Origin of the sequence: Methanoculleus sp., from assembly GCF_030019085.1 — an archaeon.
GTDB lineage: Archaea > Halobacteriota > Methanomicrobia > Methanomicrobiales > Methanoculleaceae > Methanoculleus.
In genome coordinates this window covers 1-15873 of record NZ_JASEFJ010000018.1, presented here as the reverse complement: position 1 = coordinate 15873, position 15873 = coordinate 1, and the positions used below count along the sequence as shown (strand labels likewise).

At 57.7% G+C, this 15873-nt stretch carries 19 protein-coding genes and 1 tRNA gene; 6 read left to right on the top strand and 14 right to left on the bottom strand.

The window, feature by feature from the left end:
• Positions 1-52: 52 nt before the first annotated feature.
• Positions 53-388 (bottom strand): cupin domain-containing protein, encoded by a 336-nt coding sequence (locus QMC91_RS07935; protein ID WP_300237477.1) that lies wholly within the window; start codon positions 386-388, stop codon positions 53-55.
• Between the two features lie 115 nt (positions 389-503).
• Here QMC91_RS07935 and QMC91_RS07930 point away from each other — a divergent pair, with 115 nt between their 5' ends.
• Both QMC91_RS07930 and QMC91_RS07925 read left to right on the top strand, forming a co-directional pair.
• Positions 504-1622, top strand: coding sequence for a TIGR04084 family radical SAM/SPASM domain-containing protein (locus tag QMC91_RS07930; RefSeq protein WP_300237475.1), 1119 nt, complete (start codon positions 504-506; stop codon positions 1620-1622).
• A gap of 57 nt (positions 1623-1679) precedes the next feature.
• Positions 1680-1844, top strand: a complete 165-nt coding sequence (locus QMC91_RS07925; protein ID WP_300237473.1) for a hypothetical protein — start codon at positions 1680-1682, stop codon at positions 1842-1844.
• A gap of 25 nt (positions 1845-1869) precedes the next feature.
• Here the strand turns inward: QMC91_RS07925 and QMC91_RS07920 are convergent, their stop codons facing one another.
• The 10 genes from QMC91_RS07920 to QMC91_RS07875 all read right to left on the bottom strand — a co-directional run bounded on the left by QMC91_RS07920 (position 1870) and on the right by QMC91_RS07875 (position 9070).
• The gene (locus tag QMC91_RS07920) at positions 1870-2151 is read right to left on the bottom strand and encodes a hypothetical protein (RefSeq protein ID WP_300237471.1); all 282 of its coding nucleotides are present in this window, start codon (positions 2149-2151) and stop codon (positions 1870-1872) included.
• A gap of 268 nt (positions 2152-2419) precedes the next feature.
• Positions 2420-3232 (bottom strand): ABC transporter ATP-binding protein, encoded by an 813-nt coding sequence (locus QMC91_RS07915; RefSeq protein WP_366944394.1) that lies wholly within the window; start codon positions 3230-3232, stop codon positions 2420-2422.
• Positions 3229-4281 carry an iron ABC transporter permease gene (locus tag QMC91_RS07910; protein WP_300237469.1) on the bottom strand — a complete coding sequence of 351 codons (1053 nt, stop codon included), beginning with the start codon at positions 4279-4281 and terminating at the stop codon, positions 3229-3231. Before QMC91_RS07910 ends, QMC91_RS07915 begins: the two co-directional genes overlap by 4 nt.
• Positions 4282-4294: 13 nt before the next feature.
• Positions 4295-5512, bottom strand: coding sequence for an ABC transporter substrate-binding protein (locus QMC91_RS07905; protein WP_300237467.1), 1218 nt, complete (start codon positions 5510-5512; stop codon positions 4295-4297).
• Positions 5509-6024 (bottom strand): hypothetical protein, encoded by a 516-nt coding sequence (locus QMC91_RS07900; RefSeq protein WP_300237465.1) that lies wholly within the window; start codon positions 6022-6024, stop codon positions 5509-5511. The genes QMC91_RS07905 and QMC91_RS07900 overlap by 4 nt, the downstream gene beginning before the upstream one ends.
• Before the next feature lie 582 nt (positions 6025-6606).
• Entirely contained in the window at positions 6607-7014 is a 408-nt protein-coding gene (locus QMC91_RS07895; protein ID WP_300237463.1) for a hypothetical protein, read from the bottom strand.
• A 57-nt stretch (positions 7015-7071) separates the two neighbouring features.
• Positions 7072-7239: a hypothetical protein gene (locus tag QMC91_RS07890; RefSeq protein ID WP_300237461.1), complete on the bottom strand. Its 168-nt coding sequence runs from the start codon at positions 7237-7239 to the stop codon at positions 7072-7074.
• A 1157-nt stretch (positions 7240-8396) separates the two neighbouring features.
• A tRNA-Asn gene (locus tag QMC91_RS07885) sits at positions 8397-8469 on the bottom strand.
• A gap of 39 nt (positions 8470-8508) precedes the next feature.
• Positions 8509-8808, bottom strand: coding sequence for a hypothetical protein (locus QMC91_RS07880; RefSeq protein ID WP_300237459.1), 300 nt, complete (start codon positions 8806-8808; stop codon positions 8509-8511).
• A 28-nt stretch (positions 8809-8836) separates the two neighbouring features.
• A complete protein-coding gene (locus QMC91_RS07875) occupies positions 8837-9070 on the bottom strand; it encodes a hypothetical protein (RefSeq protein ID WP_300237457.1) in 234 nt (77 codons plus the stop codon).
• A gap of 58 nt (positions 9071-9128) precedes the next feature.
• Between QMC91_RS07875 and QMC91_RS07870 the strand changes: the two genes are divergently transcribed.
• From QMC91_RS07870 to QMC91_RS07855, 4 genes are read left to right on the top strand one after another with little or no spacing between them, the layout of a single operon-like run.
• Entirely contained in the window at positions 9129-10259 is a 1131-nt protein-coding gene (locus QMC91_RS07870) for a Xaa-Pro peptidase family protein (protein ID WP_300237455.1), read from the top strand.
• Positions 10256-11137 carry a type II methionyl aminopeptidase gene (gene map / locus QMC91_RS07865; RefSeq protein WP_300237453.1) on the top strand — a complete coding sequence of 294 codons (882 nt, stop codon included), beginning with the start codon at positions 10256-10258 and terminating at the stop codon, positions 11135-11137. Before QMC91_RS07870 ends, map begins: the two co-directional genes overlap by 4 nt.
• 44 nt (positions 11138-11181) lie before the next feature.
• On the top strand, positions 11182-12471 hold the full coding sequence (locus QMC91_RS07860) for an ATP-binding protein (protein WP_300237451.1): 1290 nt from the start codon (positions 11182-11184) through the stop codon (positions 12469-12471).
• Position 12472: 1 nt separating this feature from the next.
• Positions 12473-13198 (top strand): MBL fold metallo-hydrolase, encoded by a 726-nt coding sequence (locus QMC91_RS07855; RefSeq protein WP_300237449.1) that lies wholly within the window; start codon positions 12473-12475, stop codon positions 13196-13198.
• 259 nt (positions 13199-13457) lie between these two features.
• On the opposite strand, the gene QMC91_RS07850 is transcribed toward QMC91_RS07855, so the two are convergent.
• The 3 genes from QMC91_RS07850 to QMC91_RS07840 all read right to left on the bottom strand — a co-directional run bounded on the left by QMC91_RS07850 (position 13458) and on the right by QMC91_RS07840 (position 15455).
• Positions 13458-13655 carry a hypothetical protein gene (locus QMC91_RS07850; protein WP_300237447.1) on the bottom strand — a complete coding sequence of 66 codons (198 nt, stop codon included), beginning with the start codon at positions 13653-13655 and terminating at the stop codon, positions 13458-13460.
• A 438-nt stretch (positions 13656-14093) separates the two neighbouring features.
• Positions 14094-14954 (bottom strand): hypothetical protein, encoded by an 861-nt coding sequence (locus QMC91_RS07845; RefSeq protein WP_300237445.1) that lies wholly within the window; start codon positions 14952-14954, stop codon positions 14094-14096.
• Between the two features lie 177 nt (positions 14955-15131).
• The gene (locus tag QMC91_RS07840) at positions 15132-15455 is read right to left on the bottom strand and encodes a hypothetical protein (RefSeq protein WP_300237443.1); all 324 of its coding nucleotides are present in this window, start codon (positions 15453-15455) and stop codon (positions 15132-15134) included.
• Between the last annotated feature and the right edge of the window lie 418 nt (positions 15456-15873).

Below are 15873 nucleotides of genomic sequence, written 5' to 3'. Positions count from 1 at the left end.
CGAGGGTGCCCGACTGGATAAAAACACCGCCTCCGCTAGCCGTGGGGTTGGATCAGGCGTGGATCATCGTCAGCATCATCTTGAACTGCGTGACGGCCTGGACAGCGTGGGGTTTCCCGGCGGGCATTATGATAATCTCCCCCGCTTTGAGGGGATAATCCGTGCCCTCGATGGTGATGAGAGCCTCCCCTTCCAGTACCTGGAGGACGGCATCGTAAGGTGCGGTGTGCTCTGAGAGACCTTCGCCCGCGTCGAAGGCAAAGACCGTTATGGTGCCTGCAGGGGCATTTATGAGCATCCGGCTGACGATCGATCCTGACTGATAGGCGACCAGGTTGCGGGGGTCGATGACGCGTTCGGTGAGTCTCTCGTTCTCGGTCTCTGACATAAGAGTTATTTTATCCGGGGGGTCTTCATCTTTTCGTCCTGGCAGGAAAGAGGAGCGTGACCTCTCAATCCTCACCTTTTTCCCGTAGATACCCCCTAATAATAAGAGACCTTCTGTGTACTACCATCTCATCCTGACCGATGCCTGCAACCTCTGCTGCACCTACTGCCGAGGGAAGGCGTTTTTCGTCGACCCCCCAGACCAAACCGGGATCGCCATCGACGAGGACCTGCCGGTTGACCTCGATATCGATCTCGATGACCTCTACCGGTTCCTGGCAAAAGACCCCGATCCCGTACTCATCTTCTATGGGGGGGAACCCCTCCTTGCCCCCGAACTGGTCAGCGAGATCGCCCGCGACGCCCCGGTATCGGCGCTGATCCTGCACACCAACGGAACGCTCCTTGACCGCCTCGAACCTGCCATCGTAAACCGGTTTGATACCATCCTGATATCGATCGACGGCCCTGAGAGTCTCACCGACGCCCACAGGGGCGAGGGGACGTTTAATCGGGTCATGAGAAACCTCTGTGGCCTTGTGGCCGGTGGGTTTGGGGGCGAACTGATCGCCCGTATGACTGTGACCGAGGATACCGATATCGTTGAGGCAGTTCGATATCTCACAGAGAACGAGAGGTTCTCATTCCCGGCCGTCCACTGGCAGATGGACGCAAACTTCTGGAACGACTACGAGATGCGAGACTACGCCACATGGGTGTCAGAGAGTTATAACCCCGGCATCCGCTCGCTTGTGGCCTTCTGGGTAGAGACGATGCGACGGAAGGCACGGGTGCTCCGCTGGTATCCCTTCATCGAGCCGATGGAGGATATGCTGCTCGGCCGGCCGAGCACCCTCCGGTGCGGTTGCGGCCACGCGAACTACAGCATCATGACCGATGGGCATATTGCTCCATGCCCCATAATGGTCGGGATGAAGGACTACTACGCCGGGCACATAGCGACGGCGGATCCCCTCCACCTACAGGTGACCGCTGTTGGGGAACCCTGCACCGAGTGTGGTATCCTCGGGTTCTGCGGTGGTCGCTGCCTTTACTCAAACCTCCTCCGACCCTGGCCAGAGGAGGGGCGGCGGATAGTCTGCAGCACGGTTGAGAACCTGCATGCCGCTCTCTCGGAGGCACTCCCGCATGTCAGGTCTCTCATCCAGGATGGCAGAATCGGGCTGGAGGACTTCTCCCACCGGCGCTACAACAGTTGTGAGATCATACCCTGAGGTGGGCCTCCGGGCAAAGATTCATCCGGACGGAAGGGGAAAAACTGGGAGGGAACCATGGCGGCACCGGGGCACCTCCTCTGCAGGCTCGGTCTCCATCGGTGGGGCCGGAAGCGGGGCTACGATGAGTACTCCTCAAACGTCATCGAGTGGGAGCAACGGTGCGAACGCTGCGGAAAGAAGAAGCGCTGGGTCGAGGTGAAGCGGGACCGGCGGGGATGAGGGATAATCTCTATCGACCCGGCGGTTATCCTGTGTCCTCTCCTCTCCTGAGATCTTCTTCCTGCTCGTTGATCCAGGCCCTTGTCCACTTCTGGAGATCGCTTATACTGGCTGACCCCTTCCACTCTCGCATCGTTCTCAGGTGGTCTTCAAGTTCGTCTGCAAGGGAGAAGATCAGCGCCTCTGACTCCTCTTCTGATAACTGTCCTTCCGTCTCCAGGCGTGCAGTTCCGAGCTCGAGGAAGTGTTGTAACTCGCCTGTCACCTCCAGGATCCTGGGGAGATCCAGTCTGACAGTAGACCCCATGAAGAGAGGGATTGACGCACCCACTAATAATTTCATCCATTTCGTTCCGGCCATACCTGTTTCTGGGCAGGGTGCGTCAGCTTGCCTCTCATCACTCTGCCGCCCCGTGGTCCAGCCCAAGGGATACGCTCCATAGGAAGTCAATCCAGGAGGACGTCGGGAGATGGGGAAGTCGTCCTGTGTTGGACGTCAACCTCTCCCCTAACTGGCCCAACCCCGGGAGAGGTGCAACCCCCCCAACTCATCGGTCATCTGGACTATGAATACCTCATTGAGAGGAGCGAGCAGGTTTAAGCCCACTCTCCAGACACCCCCGGCGTAGGGGGACGATGTAGGGCGCCGGCATGTCCCGTTTCACCACCGCCTCAATTCCGTAGACCGACCTGAGCATATCTTCGGTGAGGACCTCCGCTGGAGCCCCATAGCTGTAGATCGACCCGCCTTCAAGTACCAGGAGACGGTGGCAGTAGGTGGCCGCGAGGTTGAGGTCATGGAGCGCGATGACGATCGCAAGCCCCTTCTTATCGGCAAGGTCACGGAGGATCTCCATTACCCCCATCTGGTGGCAGACATCCAGGTTGCTGGTCGGTTCATCCAGGAAGATAGCGCCTGTCTCCTGCACAAGCGCCCGTGCGATCATAACCCGCTGGCGCTCCCCTCCGGAGAGTTCGGCAACCCTCCGGAGCGCAAGTTCCTCGAGGTCGAGGAGGGTGAGCGCCTCAACCACTTTCTCCTCATCGGTGGGACTCACCTTCCAGTTCAGGTATGGCCGCCTCCCCATCAGGACAGTCTCAAATACCGTTGCAGTTGTCCGGTTTCCGGCAGATTGCGGTACGTAGGCCACCGCCCGTGCAACCTCGCGCCGGTGCATGTTGCGGATATCCCGACCATCGAGCACCACCCTCCCGCGTCGTGGAGAGAGCATCCCGTTGATGCACCGGATGAGCGTTGTCTTCCCGCAGCCATTCGGCCCCACAAGCCCGAGAACCTCTCCTCCCTCTACCGGAAAGGTGATTTCGTGGAGCACCTCCCGGTCACGGTAGGCAAATGAGAGGTCTTCGATCGATATCAGCGGCATCATGCATCCCTCCGGTGCAGGAAGAGGTAGATGAAGAACGGCACCCCAAGGAATGCGGTCACGATCCCGACAGGGATGACCTGCGGTGCAAGGATGCTCCGGGCGATACTGTCTGCCGCAAGGAGAAGGAGGGCACCGGTGAGACCGGATGCAGGAAGGAGCGTCCTGAAATCGCTTCCGATAACCATGCGTGTGATGTGTGGTGCCACCAGCCCGATGAACCCGATCGTGCCGGTGAAACAGATGATCACCGCGGTGATCAGTGAGGCGATAAGCATCATGACCGTCATAGAACGTTCGACCGGCACGCCGAGACCAGCCGCCACCTCGTCACCCTCTGCCAGGGCGTTGAGGTCCCAGGCACGGTAGATCAGGTAGGGGACGGTGCAGGCAAGGACGAGGGCAACGATCCCGAGTTTTGGCCAGGTTGACTTATCAACCGAGCCGAACATCCAGAATACCACCGCCTGGAGTTGTTCGCTGCTGCCGACATACTGAAGGAGGGAGGTCACCGCTGAGAAGAGATACATGAGCGCGATCCCCGCAAGTACCATGGTCTCTGAACCGATCCCCCTGTATCGAGCCATCCCGTAGATGCCGAACGCAGCAAGCAGGGCAAAGAGGAAGGCGTTGCCTATGATGAGGTACTCCCCGCCAGCAACCCCGGCACCCAGGACTATGGCGATAGATGCGCCGGTGGCTGCGGCCGAGGCGATACCTAACGTGAAGGGGCTTGCAAGCGGGTTTCGGAGGATCCCCTGCATCACCGAACCTGCCACCGCGAGCCCGAACCCGGCACAGACCGCGAAGAGCACCCGGTGAAGCCTGTAGTCCCAGACGATGGTGATCGCGAGATCCGGAGCGCTAAATGTGCCTGGAAAGAGTCCGGCCAGTATCGCGAGGTATGACTCGCCTATCCCGAGATCGGCCGACCCGAGCGTGACCGCTATCCCGATGAGGAGGACGAGTCCGAAGGTGAGGGCAAGTATAAAGGCAGCACGAGTCCTTTTCAGTCGCGCGTAGCCCTCGTAAAGACTGATATACTGCTCCATTGGTTATGGCTCCTTATCCCGGGTAGACGAAACTTCCCTCAGACGCAAGATCGAAATCGATCCCCTGGAACTCACTGAGGTAGCGCTGGTGGATGGCGCGCGGGTCGAGGTCGGTGAACCTGTCGGGGTAGAACCACTTTGCCAGGTAAGCCGTTCCGATGAAGTGCTGGGCACCCCCCAGGATATCTGAATGGATGACATAGACCCGACCGTCCTTCACGGCGGAGATCCTGGACCATCCGGGGCGTTCAAGCAGCGCCGATCTGATCTCAGCGAGCGCTTCGGGGTCGTGCCGCGCGTAGCCGCCTACGGTCAGGCCCTGTCCGGCCAGTTTCACGATCACCTGGGGGTCAGCGACGATGACCGCCTCAGGGTCGATGAGGGGATACTCGCCGCTCTCGCCGGCAAAGGGGTTCAGCCCTCCGGCGATCTCTATCTTCTCGTTATACCCCGATCCGGCTGCGACGGTTTTGTAGGCCGTCCAGTACTCAAAGTATACACGGACACGCTCATCGGTCGGGATCTCTGCCGTGCCGTTCCGGATCCAGTTCATCGTTGACTCATAGAACGAAGCAAACTCTTCTCCTTGCCGGGGTTCGTCGATTATCATGGCGATCTTTCGGATCTCCTCCGGATAGGTTGCGGGCTTGAAACAGTCAAACCGGAAGACCCGGATACCCGGGCTGCTCGCCTCAAGCCTACGCTGAATATCGTCGCATGCCGATGTGCTGATGCTTGCGTAGAGGAATACCGCGTCCGGTTTAAGGGAGACGACCCTCTCCATATCCGGCGACCAGATTGAGCCAATGTCTGATTTATCCAGGCACTCCGGGAAGAACGTGGTCTTCTCGTGGCTGAACTTATCGACGGCGACAACCTTCTCCATATCGAACCCGACCGACCGCAGCGTCTCGAGAGCCTCACCGCTGAAGGTCACAACCCGGCGCAGTGGGCGGTAGAGCGTCAGGGTTCTACCCGATGAATCGGTGACAACAAGGGGTTTTCCATCCCGGTGGATGTAGACCCAGGCGGCGTCCTGTATGTCGTTGCGGTCGAGGTTTCCAGCACCGCCCATGTAAACGGCGTCGAGGTATGAGAGGACCGCCGCGTTGTACTCGCTGAAGGTGAGGACGTCATCACCATTGGCATCCCCCGGGATGCCATCAACCGCCGATGCCGGGACGGCGATGAGCATGGGGAGAAAAAGGATGAGGATGATGCGATGTTTCATCGCTGACCACCCCACCGGGCGATGATGAGAGCAACGACTGCCGCGAGGACAGCAAACGGTGGGGCGGCCTCCTGTGTCGGCCTCTCCTGTGGGGTGCTCTCCACCTCTGTCTCGATACCGTCCACTGCGAGATGCGAGGCGGGGATGGTGCCGTTTGACTCGCCCAGGAAGTCTTCCCAGATGCCGGTGATATCCCCGCTGCCGGAGGAGGGCGCCATGACCTGGTAGGTTATCAGGGTGTCGTTTACCAGCGCAAATGCGACCTGCCTGTCTCTGACCAGGATGCGGTCGTCCGGGTGGTCGGTTCCCACAATGGAGTAGCCGGCCGGAAGAGTCTCCACAACGCCGCCGAGGGTGATCCCTTCTATCGAGAGTGAAACCTCGAAGACCTCGCCTGCCCCGGGTTCAGCGGTGGAGAGAGTTCGGGTGACTGTGGCGCCCCAAACTGTGGCTGGGATTAGAACTAACAGCAGGATGAGGCATATGAACTGGTTTGCAGGGGAGCCTCTCATACGGTTTTGTTGTCGATCAGGTAATATGAATATTTCCAATTGTGCTAATAAATCAGAAATTTGAGGTGTGGGCGCATATCGAGGTGTTCTCCGGTGGTGGGGATGACGCGTGATGGATGCCGGGTGGAATTGCCTGGAAGGTTGACTCTCGGACTGAACCGTGTAGGCAGCAGATTTTGTGGTGGGTGCGCTGCACCGGCGTTACCGGGAGAACGATTGTGTCCACTACAGCATTATAGAACCCAGAACTGTGATCGCACTCGATTTTTCGTATGAAAATGACCCCCGATTTTCATCCGGTATGCCTGTAGCTCTAACGGGCATCATGTAGTTTTTTGAAGGGCGCAAAAGATAAATTAGTAAAACCCTCCCTACTTTGTCCCACCTACCTCAGGGTAGCCTCATCTATTTCGGGAAGGACTTACCCCCCGAGATTGGAACCTCGTTGGTCGGGCAAGACACGCAACTCTTTTTTTAGATACGCCTATTCTACCGGATAGCAGGATTTAACAGTATCCCGGGATCGGGTCTATGCCGCCACCGGTCTGGCCCCTGCGTTGCCTGACAGACAGCATCGCCCGCTCACAGCATCCACTCAAGCCCAATCGCGATGAGGAGCATCATCGCTGCCGCCGATAACGAGATTATTGTCACCGCCCAGACCACCAGGAAAGCGACGATTTTAAGTGCGCCTGTCTCTCTGTATGGGATATCCCCTTCGTTCATCCCCTTCGCCGTCCGGTAGGCGTCGTAGGCACCCCAGAGCCAGATCGCCACACCCGGCAGGATCATGATAAAGAGGCCAAACAGGCTCCCGAGCAGCACCAGGATCCCTTTTGCAAACTGACCGTTGTAGGCCTGTCCGAGGCCGTTGAAGAGGAGCGAGAGCGCTGCGGCCACCGCCGGGTTCTTCACCTTCTCCCGGCGGGATACCTCTGCCTCCTTGAGGGCATCCCCCGGCGAGAGAGATCTCAATGTATCACGCTGCATGACTATTCAATGCACCTGATGAGGGTTATCGTATCTCCTATGGACCATCCTTGTCTTTTACCGCCTGAACTCCTTCTCGATCCGAACACGGCGTCCGAGGGTTGTCTCATACCACTCCTGCTGCTTCAAGGCCTGCTTCATATTCCTGATGCGGTGTCTGATCCGCGTTCCTGTCACCGTGTCGACCAGCACCAGTCTCGCTATCTCGACCTCCTCCTGATACATCGAGGTAGACCTCGGTGATTACAAACGTTTTTATTCGAGATTGCCCCTACCGGCCAGAATGAGTTCAGGATCGTGGGGTTGGAGGGAGTTGTGAACGTAGAGTGCCCTGTCGTCCAATTCTGATTAGCCTCCTCCAGATTTCACCATTCAGCCATCTTTTCTGAGTCTTCGTCTTCTGGTTAACGCCAACTGTAACCCGGGCATTGCGGCATACATTCTGCTGGAGCACAACGGTTCAGTAACTCCACATAAAGCGAAGTTTCCCTTTCTCCACCCCCCTTGGGGGGTAAGTGCGGGGTGATTGCCAGGGAGGGCCGTAGCAGGGGGCAGAAACAGGATCTCGGTGATGGGGTTATCGTGTTGACACCAGTAGATGCCTCCAGGGCAGTGTGTCGAGGTAGAATCGCCCCTGTCTCCTGCATCTCAGGTCGAACGGTATTCGCTGACCGCCTCCACCACCCGACCGCTATCGTGGCCTCCTCCCGCCCCTGGATAGGCGGCGGGCAGTGCGTGGCGATAGACCCGGGAAGGTCGTGTCAGGGAAACGTGAGCGAGACGATCCGGAGAGATACCCCTGACTGTATCCATGGAAAAATCGCCCTCTTGGGGTGGGGATGACGGGGAGAGGGGGCGGAACGCCCTCCCCTATCTCATCGTCTCACACGGACACTTTCTTCCCTGGATGCAAAACACTCCCACCACCTGGCAAGGCCCGTGCATGGGTCTTCTCCAGAGTTTCCCCCGTGTTTCTGGCAATTGCCCGCCAACAACGCAGATGATACACATTTTTCACGGTTTTAAACTACCAGGATCTAATATCAGGCCATAGAGCAGGTTTATTTTTCAAGGGGACCGACCTTTTACCCGTGGAGTGCGGATCTAACGGTAAAATAAGGCTGAAGATCCAGGTAGTTCTGGAGGGGGGCTAATCCTGATCTTCTGGCCCACGATGCTCTGGCAATTCCGGTCACGACACGGGATGTGTTTGTGCACGCTGTAGTGCAGAATGCAGGAAGGATGACATCCGATGCACAGATAATGCCTAAAAAACAGCGGTCAGTATGCCTTGCCTCTATAGAGCGTAGGTGGGCCTATCTGATGGTATATCCAGAAACGATCGGGAGTGCCGCAACGGGCAAGTATAACGAAACAGGAAGCGCCGCCAACAGGACTCGAACCTGTGACATGCTGGTTAACAGCCAGCCACTCTACCAACTGAGTTATGGCGGCACCGGAACAGTTGCCCTATACACTCTTGATTGAATCATATTAAACATTACGGGAATTAGTCTTCCGGATGGCCTGCAGGAGTTCAATCAGTTCGTCTACCTCATCATCAAGGCTGGAGAGAAGATCAGCCGCCAGCGGTGTTGCCACCGCCCCGGCCGGCGAAGCGCGGATGTAGCCCTCCTGTTCCAGGATCCGCAGAGAGTAGCGAACCCGGTGGTAGGGGAGATCTAGGAGTTCGGCGAGTCTCATTATACCGATAGGTTGATGCTCCACTACCACCCGGATAACCTCAAGGTGCCTTGAGACGAGCTCGATCTCGGATTTGATCTTTGATAGCATGGTTGCCGCGCGGGTGAATGCCCGCCAATTACGGTTGTTCGTTCAGCCAGACCTTCGTCTGGATATACTGTTTCCGGAACAATATGGAGGTGACCGCTCCTGCAGCCAGGAGGAGAAGACCTATCGCAAGCCCAGGCGTCCCTTCGGGTGCAAACCGGAAGAGGACAAAGACGCCTATGGCGAAACAGAGTATGATGATGTTGAGCATGATCGTCAGCATGGCGAACTTTGTCTTGAATGACCGTTTCGTTGCCTCATCCATCACTCATACTTGAACGCGTGGGATAAAAGTACTTGTGGTATCCCCAGAAAGTGGTAGAATGAGCAGACTGGATTTGGCCATCCTGGATGCCGGCGCGGCGGCATACGTGGCCTATGGGTCGTCCGAAGACGCTAACGTGCGCTACCTGACCCGGTTTCGCACCACCGACCCGGTGATATATCTCCGCAAACCCCGGGAGCGCGGGTTGATCGTGGTCTCGCAGATGGAGTATGAACGTGCGGTGCGCGAATCGATTGCAGCGGTCGTCACCCGCGCCGATGTGGGGTTCCTCGACTACATCAGAGCCGGTGAGTCCCGCTGGCGGGCGACGGCGCACGTGATCGCAGAGATGGCCGGCGGCCCTATCCTCGCTCCCTCTTTCTTCCCGCTTGCTCTCGCTCGCCACCTGGAGTTGTTTCAACCGGTAATACTCGACGAGAGGGGGGTGGTTGAAGGTATGCGGGCTGTCAAGACACCGGAAGAGATCGAGTGGATACGCGATGCCCAGCGCGTTACCGAGGCCGCGATAGGGAGGGGCATAGCGCTTATCCGCTCATCTGTCGCGAAAGACGGTATCCTCTATCGGAACGGTGCCCACCTCACCTCTGAAGCCGTCAGAACAGAGATGCACACCACTCTTCTCGCTCATGGTTACCGTGGGGTCGATACCATCGTCTCCTGCGGCCCAGACACCGCCCTCCCACATCACCAGGGTAGCGGCCCTCTTCTCGAGGATGAACCCATTGTCATAGATATCTTCCCGCAGGACGAAAGAACCGGTTATCATGCTGATATGACCCGCACGGTCGTGAAAGGCGAACCCTCTCCCGCCATCAGGGAGATGCATGATGCCGTCAGAGCAGCAAAGGAACACGCTATATCGATGCTTCGTGCCGGGGCACATGGCGCTGACCTGTATCGTGAGGTGGTGGATCTCTTCCGCGACCGCGGCTACGAGAGCAACATGCGGGGGTTCACCCATAGCCTCGGTCACGGCGTCGGGCTTGAGGTGCATGAAGATCCCTCCCTGGGCCCCGAGGGCGGGGAACTTTGTGTGGGCAACGTGGTCACCGTTGAACCTGGGCTATACTACCCGGGTATCGGTGGTGTCCGCCTGGAGGATATGGGTGTGGTTACAGAGACCGGGTTTGACCGGTTCACCCAATACGAAGAGAGGCTTACAGTATGAGCATGGATGACAGAGTCTACGACGCCTACAGGGAAGCCGGAGCGCTGGCAAGGAAGGTCCTCCGCAGGGGGGCGGATCTCGTAAAGGAGGGCGTCTCCCTCCTGGAAATGGTTGAAACGACGGAAGGGATGGTTATAGGGGAGGGTGCGCAACTTGCCTTCCCCTTAAACGTCTCCTTAAACGAGGCCGCGGCACATGATACCGCCATGCCGGGCGATGAGCGGACTTTTGCCAGAGGGGACCTGATCAAGGTCGATCTCGGGGTTCACGTCGACGGCTACATCGCCGACACCGCAATGACCGTCGACCTCGGCAATCACGGACCACTTGTCGAGGCCTCCAGTGCGGCCCTCGATGCGGCGATCGCCGCCGTTCGGCCGGGAGTTATCGCCGCCGACCTGGGGGCGATCATCCAGTCGAAGATCGAAGAGCACGGCTACAAACCTGTTTCAAACCTCACCGGGCATGGTCTTGACCGTTACGATCTCCATGCGAAACCCATGATCCCGAACATTGCCATGAGCGGCGGAGCGGTCCTTCTCGAGGGGATGGTCTTTGCAATCGAGCCTTTTGCTACCACGGGTTTGGGGAGGGTTGTCGAGGCGCCCAGGGTAGAGATCTATAAACAGGTGGCGGCCCGCCCGACGCGGTTGCCGTCGGCCAAACGGATCCTCGAGACCGCCCGGCCGCGGAGAGGTCTTCCCTTCTCGCGACGCTGGGTTCCGGGGGACAGGGTCGATCTGGGGTTATCCACACTGGTGCGAGATGGTATTCTCCACCCATTCCCTGTTCTGCACGATATCCAGGGTTCGTTCGTTTCTCAGGCCGAACATACCCTGATAGTTACGGCAGATGGATGCGAGGTCACCACCCGCTGAGTTATACTTATTGATGTCGCGTGCAAATATGTCAGTTCACAGATATGACCGGCGAAACTACTGTCACGCCTGATCTCCTTACCGTAATCGAACTCCTGCTGACCGCTGAGATATTTAACCGGAACGAGGCTCTCGACATCAACGATCTCAACCCGCGCAGCCGGGAGTTTTTTGGTGCCGGGAGCGGCGGGAACCCCGGGGTGAAAAGACCCCTGATCGTTAGTGAAGGGGCGATCAAGAAAGTCCTTGGCGTCCCGGAGGCCGTCTGTCAGGCTGTTCGTGCCAACCCCTTCGTCGGTTACGAGGAGTTCGGGCAGCGCCTGAATCTTCTTTCGCTCGATACGGCAGCGTCATGGTTCGTCAAAAAAGGGGGGAAGGATCTGATCGAGGGGAACCCCGTTCTTGCATCATATTTTGAAGGGAGGGACGGTATTGCTGTCCGCTATCGGGATGTTCGGGCGAAGAACCAGCGGTTTGAGGATACGAAGGATTACATCGAGGCGAAAGTCTCCCGTATCGTCGGGGAGAGCGAGGAGATGCGGGAGGCTCGCGACCTCATCATCATCAGCGCTCCGGCGGAGGTTGAGTTTACGCTCGAAAAACTGGTCTGCACCCCCCGCCAGGAGGAGGTCATCAGGAAGATCGGTGTTGCCCTCGAGCACCGCGATTTCTTAAAACAGCACGGGATCTATGAGTTTGGCCGTTTCCTTTTCGTTGGCCCTCCCGGCACCGGGAAGACGTCGCTTGCGCTTGCGATGTCCCCGGAACTGCATATGCCGGTTCTTGAAGTCCGCCTTGCAATGGTCACCTCGCAGTATCTGGGTGAGACCTCAAAGAACATCGACCGGATCTTTGAACTTGCAAAGAGACTCGCACCCTGCATTCTCTTCATAGACGAGTTTGATTTCGTCGCAAAGACCCGGGTCAGCGACGATCACGGCGCTATGAAGCGCGCGGTGAATATGCTCTTAAAAAACATCGACCAGATAAGTTTCGTGAAGAACGGTGTTCTCCTCATCGGTGCAACGAATCATCCCCGCATCCTGGATGAGGCGGCCTGGCGGCGGTTTGACGAGGTTGTGGAGTTCCCACTTCCGGACCGTAAGATGAGGCAGGCGATCCTGGAGAAGGTTGCGGCCACGATCGAGTGCGACTGTGATTTTGCAGACCTCGCCGCCAGGACGGAAGGGTTCTCGGGATCCGATCTACGGATGATGATGAAGGAGGCAGTAATGTCGGCGCTGATGGAAGGTCGGCACCGGATCAGCCCGGTGGATATCGAACAGGGGCTTCTCAGGGTCGAAGAGCGCAACCTCATCCGGGCCGGGCACTGAGATGAGGATAACGCTGCTCGGGACCGGTGATGCCATCGGAACTCCGAAGGTGGGGTGCGACTGCGAGAACTGCAGGGAGATGGTCGCAAGAGGGTGGTCGCGACTGCGGACCTCCCTCCTCATAGAGATTGGGAGTAAACACATCCTTGTGGAGTCGTCACCGGACCTGCGGCAACAGTTGCTCCGGGCAGGTTCACCTCATATCGATGCGGTCATATGGTCTCACGGCCATTACGACCATTTCATCGGGTTCGGGGAGTTTTACAGGGTTCAAAAGGTGCCACCGGTATACGCGCCACCGCCGGTGATGGACTACTGTTCCCGCTATCTCCACTTCTTGCCGTTTGAGAAGCATCCACTCCCGGCGTATGAGCCGTTTGATCTCTTCGATGTCACCTTCACGTTCTTTCCGGTGAACCACCCGCCGGTCTACACATGTGGACTCCTGATCGAAGACGGGGATGTTGTGGTCGCCTACACCGCCGATACAAGGGAGGATATACCGGCAAAGAGCCGGGACCTTCTGAGGGAGACCGATATAGACTTACTCTTTGTCGACGCTATCGCTCCGGAGGGCTATAATATCAGCAAGCACATGAACTACCTCGAGGCTGTCAGGTTCGTCTCCGATGTAGGCGCTAAGGATTATCGGTGCGTCCACATGAGTCACCTGGTCCCGCCGGGGATGCCGCACGCCGGATATGATATGGAGACTTTCTGCTGGTGATTGTCTGGCTTTTTCTCCATCAGTATCGTCCGGGATATACGAAGGATAGGCCTCGTAGGTGGCGTAAACCCCGCACGAATCGTTAACCTGGACCACGATCATCGGAGCGGTCATGCAGTCGTCGGGGTCAGAGTCCTATGGGCGGAAGACCATCTGGGTGTCATTACCCCCTTCTGATAGGTTCCTTTTGAGAACGTGATCAGCTCGATACTCTCGTTCTCCAGCAACCTGATGACCTCAGGATCGTGAAGCGCCACGGTCAATGCATCGAGGGAAGTGACTTCTGCCGGGCTGTTTTCCGGCGACTGTGCGTAGGGGTCGGTACGATCCGGGGGTTCAACCGGTTGCAATCAAGGACCAGTTCCGGCGGAGAGATGAATACCGTGAACTTCACCGGGATACTCCCACTACCCATGCTCTTTGCCCGCTCATCAAGCATCGTGTGCAGTGAATCCACGGAAGAGACGTTCTCCGGTGGAGGCGGGCCGTTCCAGATATTCACCAGCAGATATCCGCTAATGTCGTAGCTGAAACCGATCAGAGACCCGTTGGGATAGAGGTAGCGTTCCTGTATCAGGTCACATGTGGCGGTTTTGAAGTTCTCGAGGTCGGAATATGATGTGTTTTGCCCACCCTTTGAGGGGGGGAGTTCCTCCGGTATTCACCCGAAGCAGTTATAAAATGCCGGGAATGGGGGCTGCGCAGGGCGATGAGAGGTGCCTTCCCCGGTGAACCGATCACCTTTGAAGCGATCTGTAACGTCTCACCGATTGGCAATCTTCCTGTCATGCAGAGGAAGCGTCGTCCCATTCCTGTCGAAACTCCGACCGGTCGATGCCCAGGAGAATATCGCCAGCGGGATGGAATAGCCGGTATAGGCCGAGGCCGGGTGCCCTCAGAGGGCAAGCACCACATCGCTGTCATGGATAATTGTCGGTAACATTGTCGACATGCGAGAGATATCCAGACGGAACCTCGACTGACGTCTTCTCGATGCATGTAGTCGATGTTGACGAGGAGGTCGATCGTCATCACCCCGTATCTGATGCGGACAGCAGGGTAGCACCCCGGACCCACGGGTTCGGTCATTGCGGTCGGCGGGATCCTCCCAGACAAGGTCGAAGAGTCTTCGTGTGCTCCTTACAGGGTTCAGGGACGGGGCGGTACCGCTGTTCGGGCGGGTGGGCCGCCTTGGGTACCGCGCCACGATCCCGTCGAGGTTGGAGGGACTTTCTACCGAGCGGGATCCGTCATCGTCCCGGTAAAACAGCCGTATGACTCGTTCAGGTACAGGAGCGACGTCTCCTTGTAGGTCATGATCGGGGGCGTCCCCCAGGTAGACCGTATCGATCCCGGTCGAGGAGTCGTGGGTCTTATACCCTGTTGGGAAGGGTTTGTTCGGATCCGGAGTGCTCGGCACGAGCGCAGAGCCGCCGAGCACTGTTCTGGTGGCTTCGTCGACGGTGACGGCAAACCGGATCTCCTCGTAGCGGATAACGAGGCTCGGGTTCCGGTTGCAGTAAGGGTCGCTTCGCGGGCAAGAATGGAAGAGCACGGCAATCGATTCGGGTTTGCCGCCGTGCTGGATGAGAGCCCGGGCCCGCCCGTCGCCGAGCGCAATCCTGGCGACGTACGAGCCGTTTGTCTGGATATGTTCAGGGGTGACGACCGGAATGTCGGACACATCAATGTTGGAACGCTGTTGCACCGGTGTCTCCCGCACACCGCCGGGAGAGCCTGCAGCCGGCCGCTCCATCGGTGCAGCAACCCACGGTACATGCTGATACGAACAACAAAAAGACTACAGGTGTGGCTTTCATCATCTCCCAGCACTCCAGACTGCCGATATGCAACCCAAACTGCATGGAGGTTCCACGCACCACACAGTTCCGCTCATGTACTCCCCATTACTTCGCCAGCGGCGGTCGACATCTCACTTGTGAGAACAATCAAGTATCCTCTCCATGTTGATGATCGAGTACGACGGGTAAAGATAGAAGATTGTCGTGCTGTTATAGATTATAACAACCCTCTCGTTCCGGGCATCGAAGACGTGCCACCATCCCTCCATCTTATCCTTAGCCTGATGATAATCCCCGGGATGAGGACCAGAAACGGGCTCTGCAACCCAGACCTCGGCACCACAGTAACCGCCGGCAGTACGCCCCTCCTGTTCATCGACTCCGATGTAGAACGACAACCCCTCCTTTTGGAACTCCACGGTGGCGGACCCCCTGGCGCGGTCTTTTTTTATCATTCATCTCGTTGGTCGATGTGGCGTTCCACTCCTCGAGCCGTACCGGGTCCGCGATGTCCCAAGACTGTAACGGCTCATTGATCGATGTGATAATCCACCCATTCTCGATCAGGATGCCTGTACGCGGATCGTCTTGTAGGATCGAAGAGATCAACGTGACATTCGGGCTGAAGTTCGGCCCGCCTCTGACCTCGATCTGCGAGAGGTCGACGGGTATCTTCGTACCCCCGGTAGCCGCGGAGGTGGGTGTAAAAGAGCTGTTTACCGGCAACCCTTCTGCAGTGCCGTTTTGCATGCCGTCATCCTCGACGGGGCTCTGCGTATCGATACAACCGCAGGACGCCAGCAGGATCATGAGAACGAAAAAAACTACATGATGCCCGTTAGAGCTACAGGCACACCGGATGAAAATCGGGGG

Coding starts and splice junctions, on each gene's coding strand:
- QMC91_RS07935 (WP_300237477.1), bottom strand. CDS start 388: ATGTCAGAGACCGAGAACGAGAGACTCACCGAACGCGTCATCGACCCC.
- QMC91_RS07925 (WP_300237473.1), top strand. CDS start 1,680: ATGGCGGCACCGGGGCACCTCCTCTGCAGGCTCGGTCTCCATCGGTGG.
- QMC91_RS07920 (WP_300237471.1), bottom strand. CDS start 2,151: ATGGGGTCTACTGTCAGACTGGATCTCCCCAGGATCCTGGAGGTGACA.
- QMC91_RS07915 (WP_366944394.1), bottom strand. CDS start 3,232: ATGATGCCGCTGATATCGATCGAAGACCTCTCATTTGCCTACCGTGAC.
- QMC91_RS07910 (WP_300237469.1), bottom strand. CDS start 4,281: ATGGAGCAGTATATCAGTCTTTACGAGGGCTACGCGCGACTGAAAAGG.
- QMC91_RS07905 (WP_300237467.1), bottom strand. CDS start 5,512: ATGAAACATCGCATCATCCTCATCCTTTTTCTCCCCATGCTCATCGCC.
- QMC91_RS07900 (WP_300237465.1), bottom strand. CDS start 6,024: ATGAGAGGCTCCCCTGCAAACCAGTTCATATGCCTCATCCTGCTGTTA.
- QMC91_RS07895 (WP_300237463.1), bottom strand. CDS start 7,014: ATGCAGCGTGATACATTGAGATCTCTCTCGCCGGGGGATGCCCTCAAG.
- QMC91_RS07890 (WP_300237461.1), bottom strand. CDS start 7,239: ATGTATCAGGAGGAGGTCGAGATAGCGAGACTGGTGCTGGTCGACACG.
- QMC91_RS07880 (WP_300237459.1), bottom strand. CDS start 8,808: ATGCTATCAAAGATCAAATCCGAGATCGAGCTCGTCTCAAGGCACCTT.
- QMC91_RS07875 (WP_300237457.1), bottom strand. CDS start 9,070: ATGGATGAGGCAACGAAACGGTCATTCAAGACAAAGTTCGCCATGCTG.
- QMC91_RS07870 (WP_300237455.1), top strand. CDS start 9,129: ATGAGCAGACTGGATTTGGCCATCCTGGATGCCGGCGCGGCGGCATAC.
- map (WP_300237453.1), top strand. CDS start 10,256: ATGAGCATGGATGACAGAGTCTACGACGCCTACAGGGAAGCCGGAGCG.
- QMC91_RS07860 (WP_300237451.1), top strand. CDS start 11,182: ATGACCGGCGAAACTACTGTCACGCCTGATCTCCTTACCGTAATCGAA.
- QMC91_RS07855 (WP_300237449.1), top strand. CDS start 12,473: ATGAGGATAACGCTGCTCGGGACCGGTGATGCCATCGGAACTCCGAAG.
- QMC91_RS07845 (WP_300237445.1), bottom strand. CDS start 14,954: ATGGAGCGGCCGGCTGCAGGCTCTCCCGGCGGTGTGCGGGAGACACCG.
- QMC91_RS07840 (WP_300237443.1), bottom strand. CDS start 15,455: ATGATAAAAAAAGACCGCGCCAGGGGGTCCGCCACCGTGGAGTTCCAA.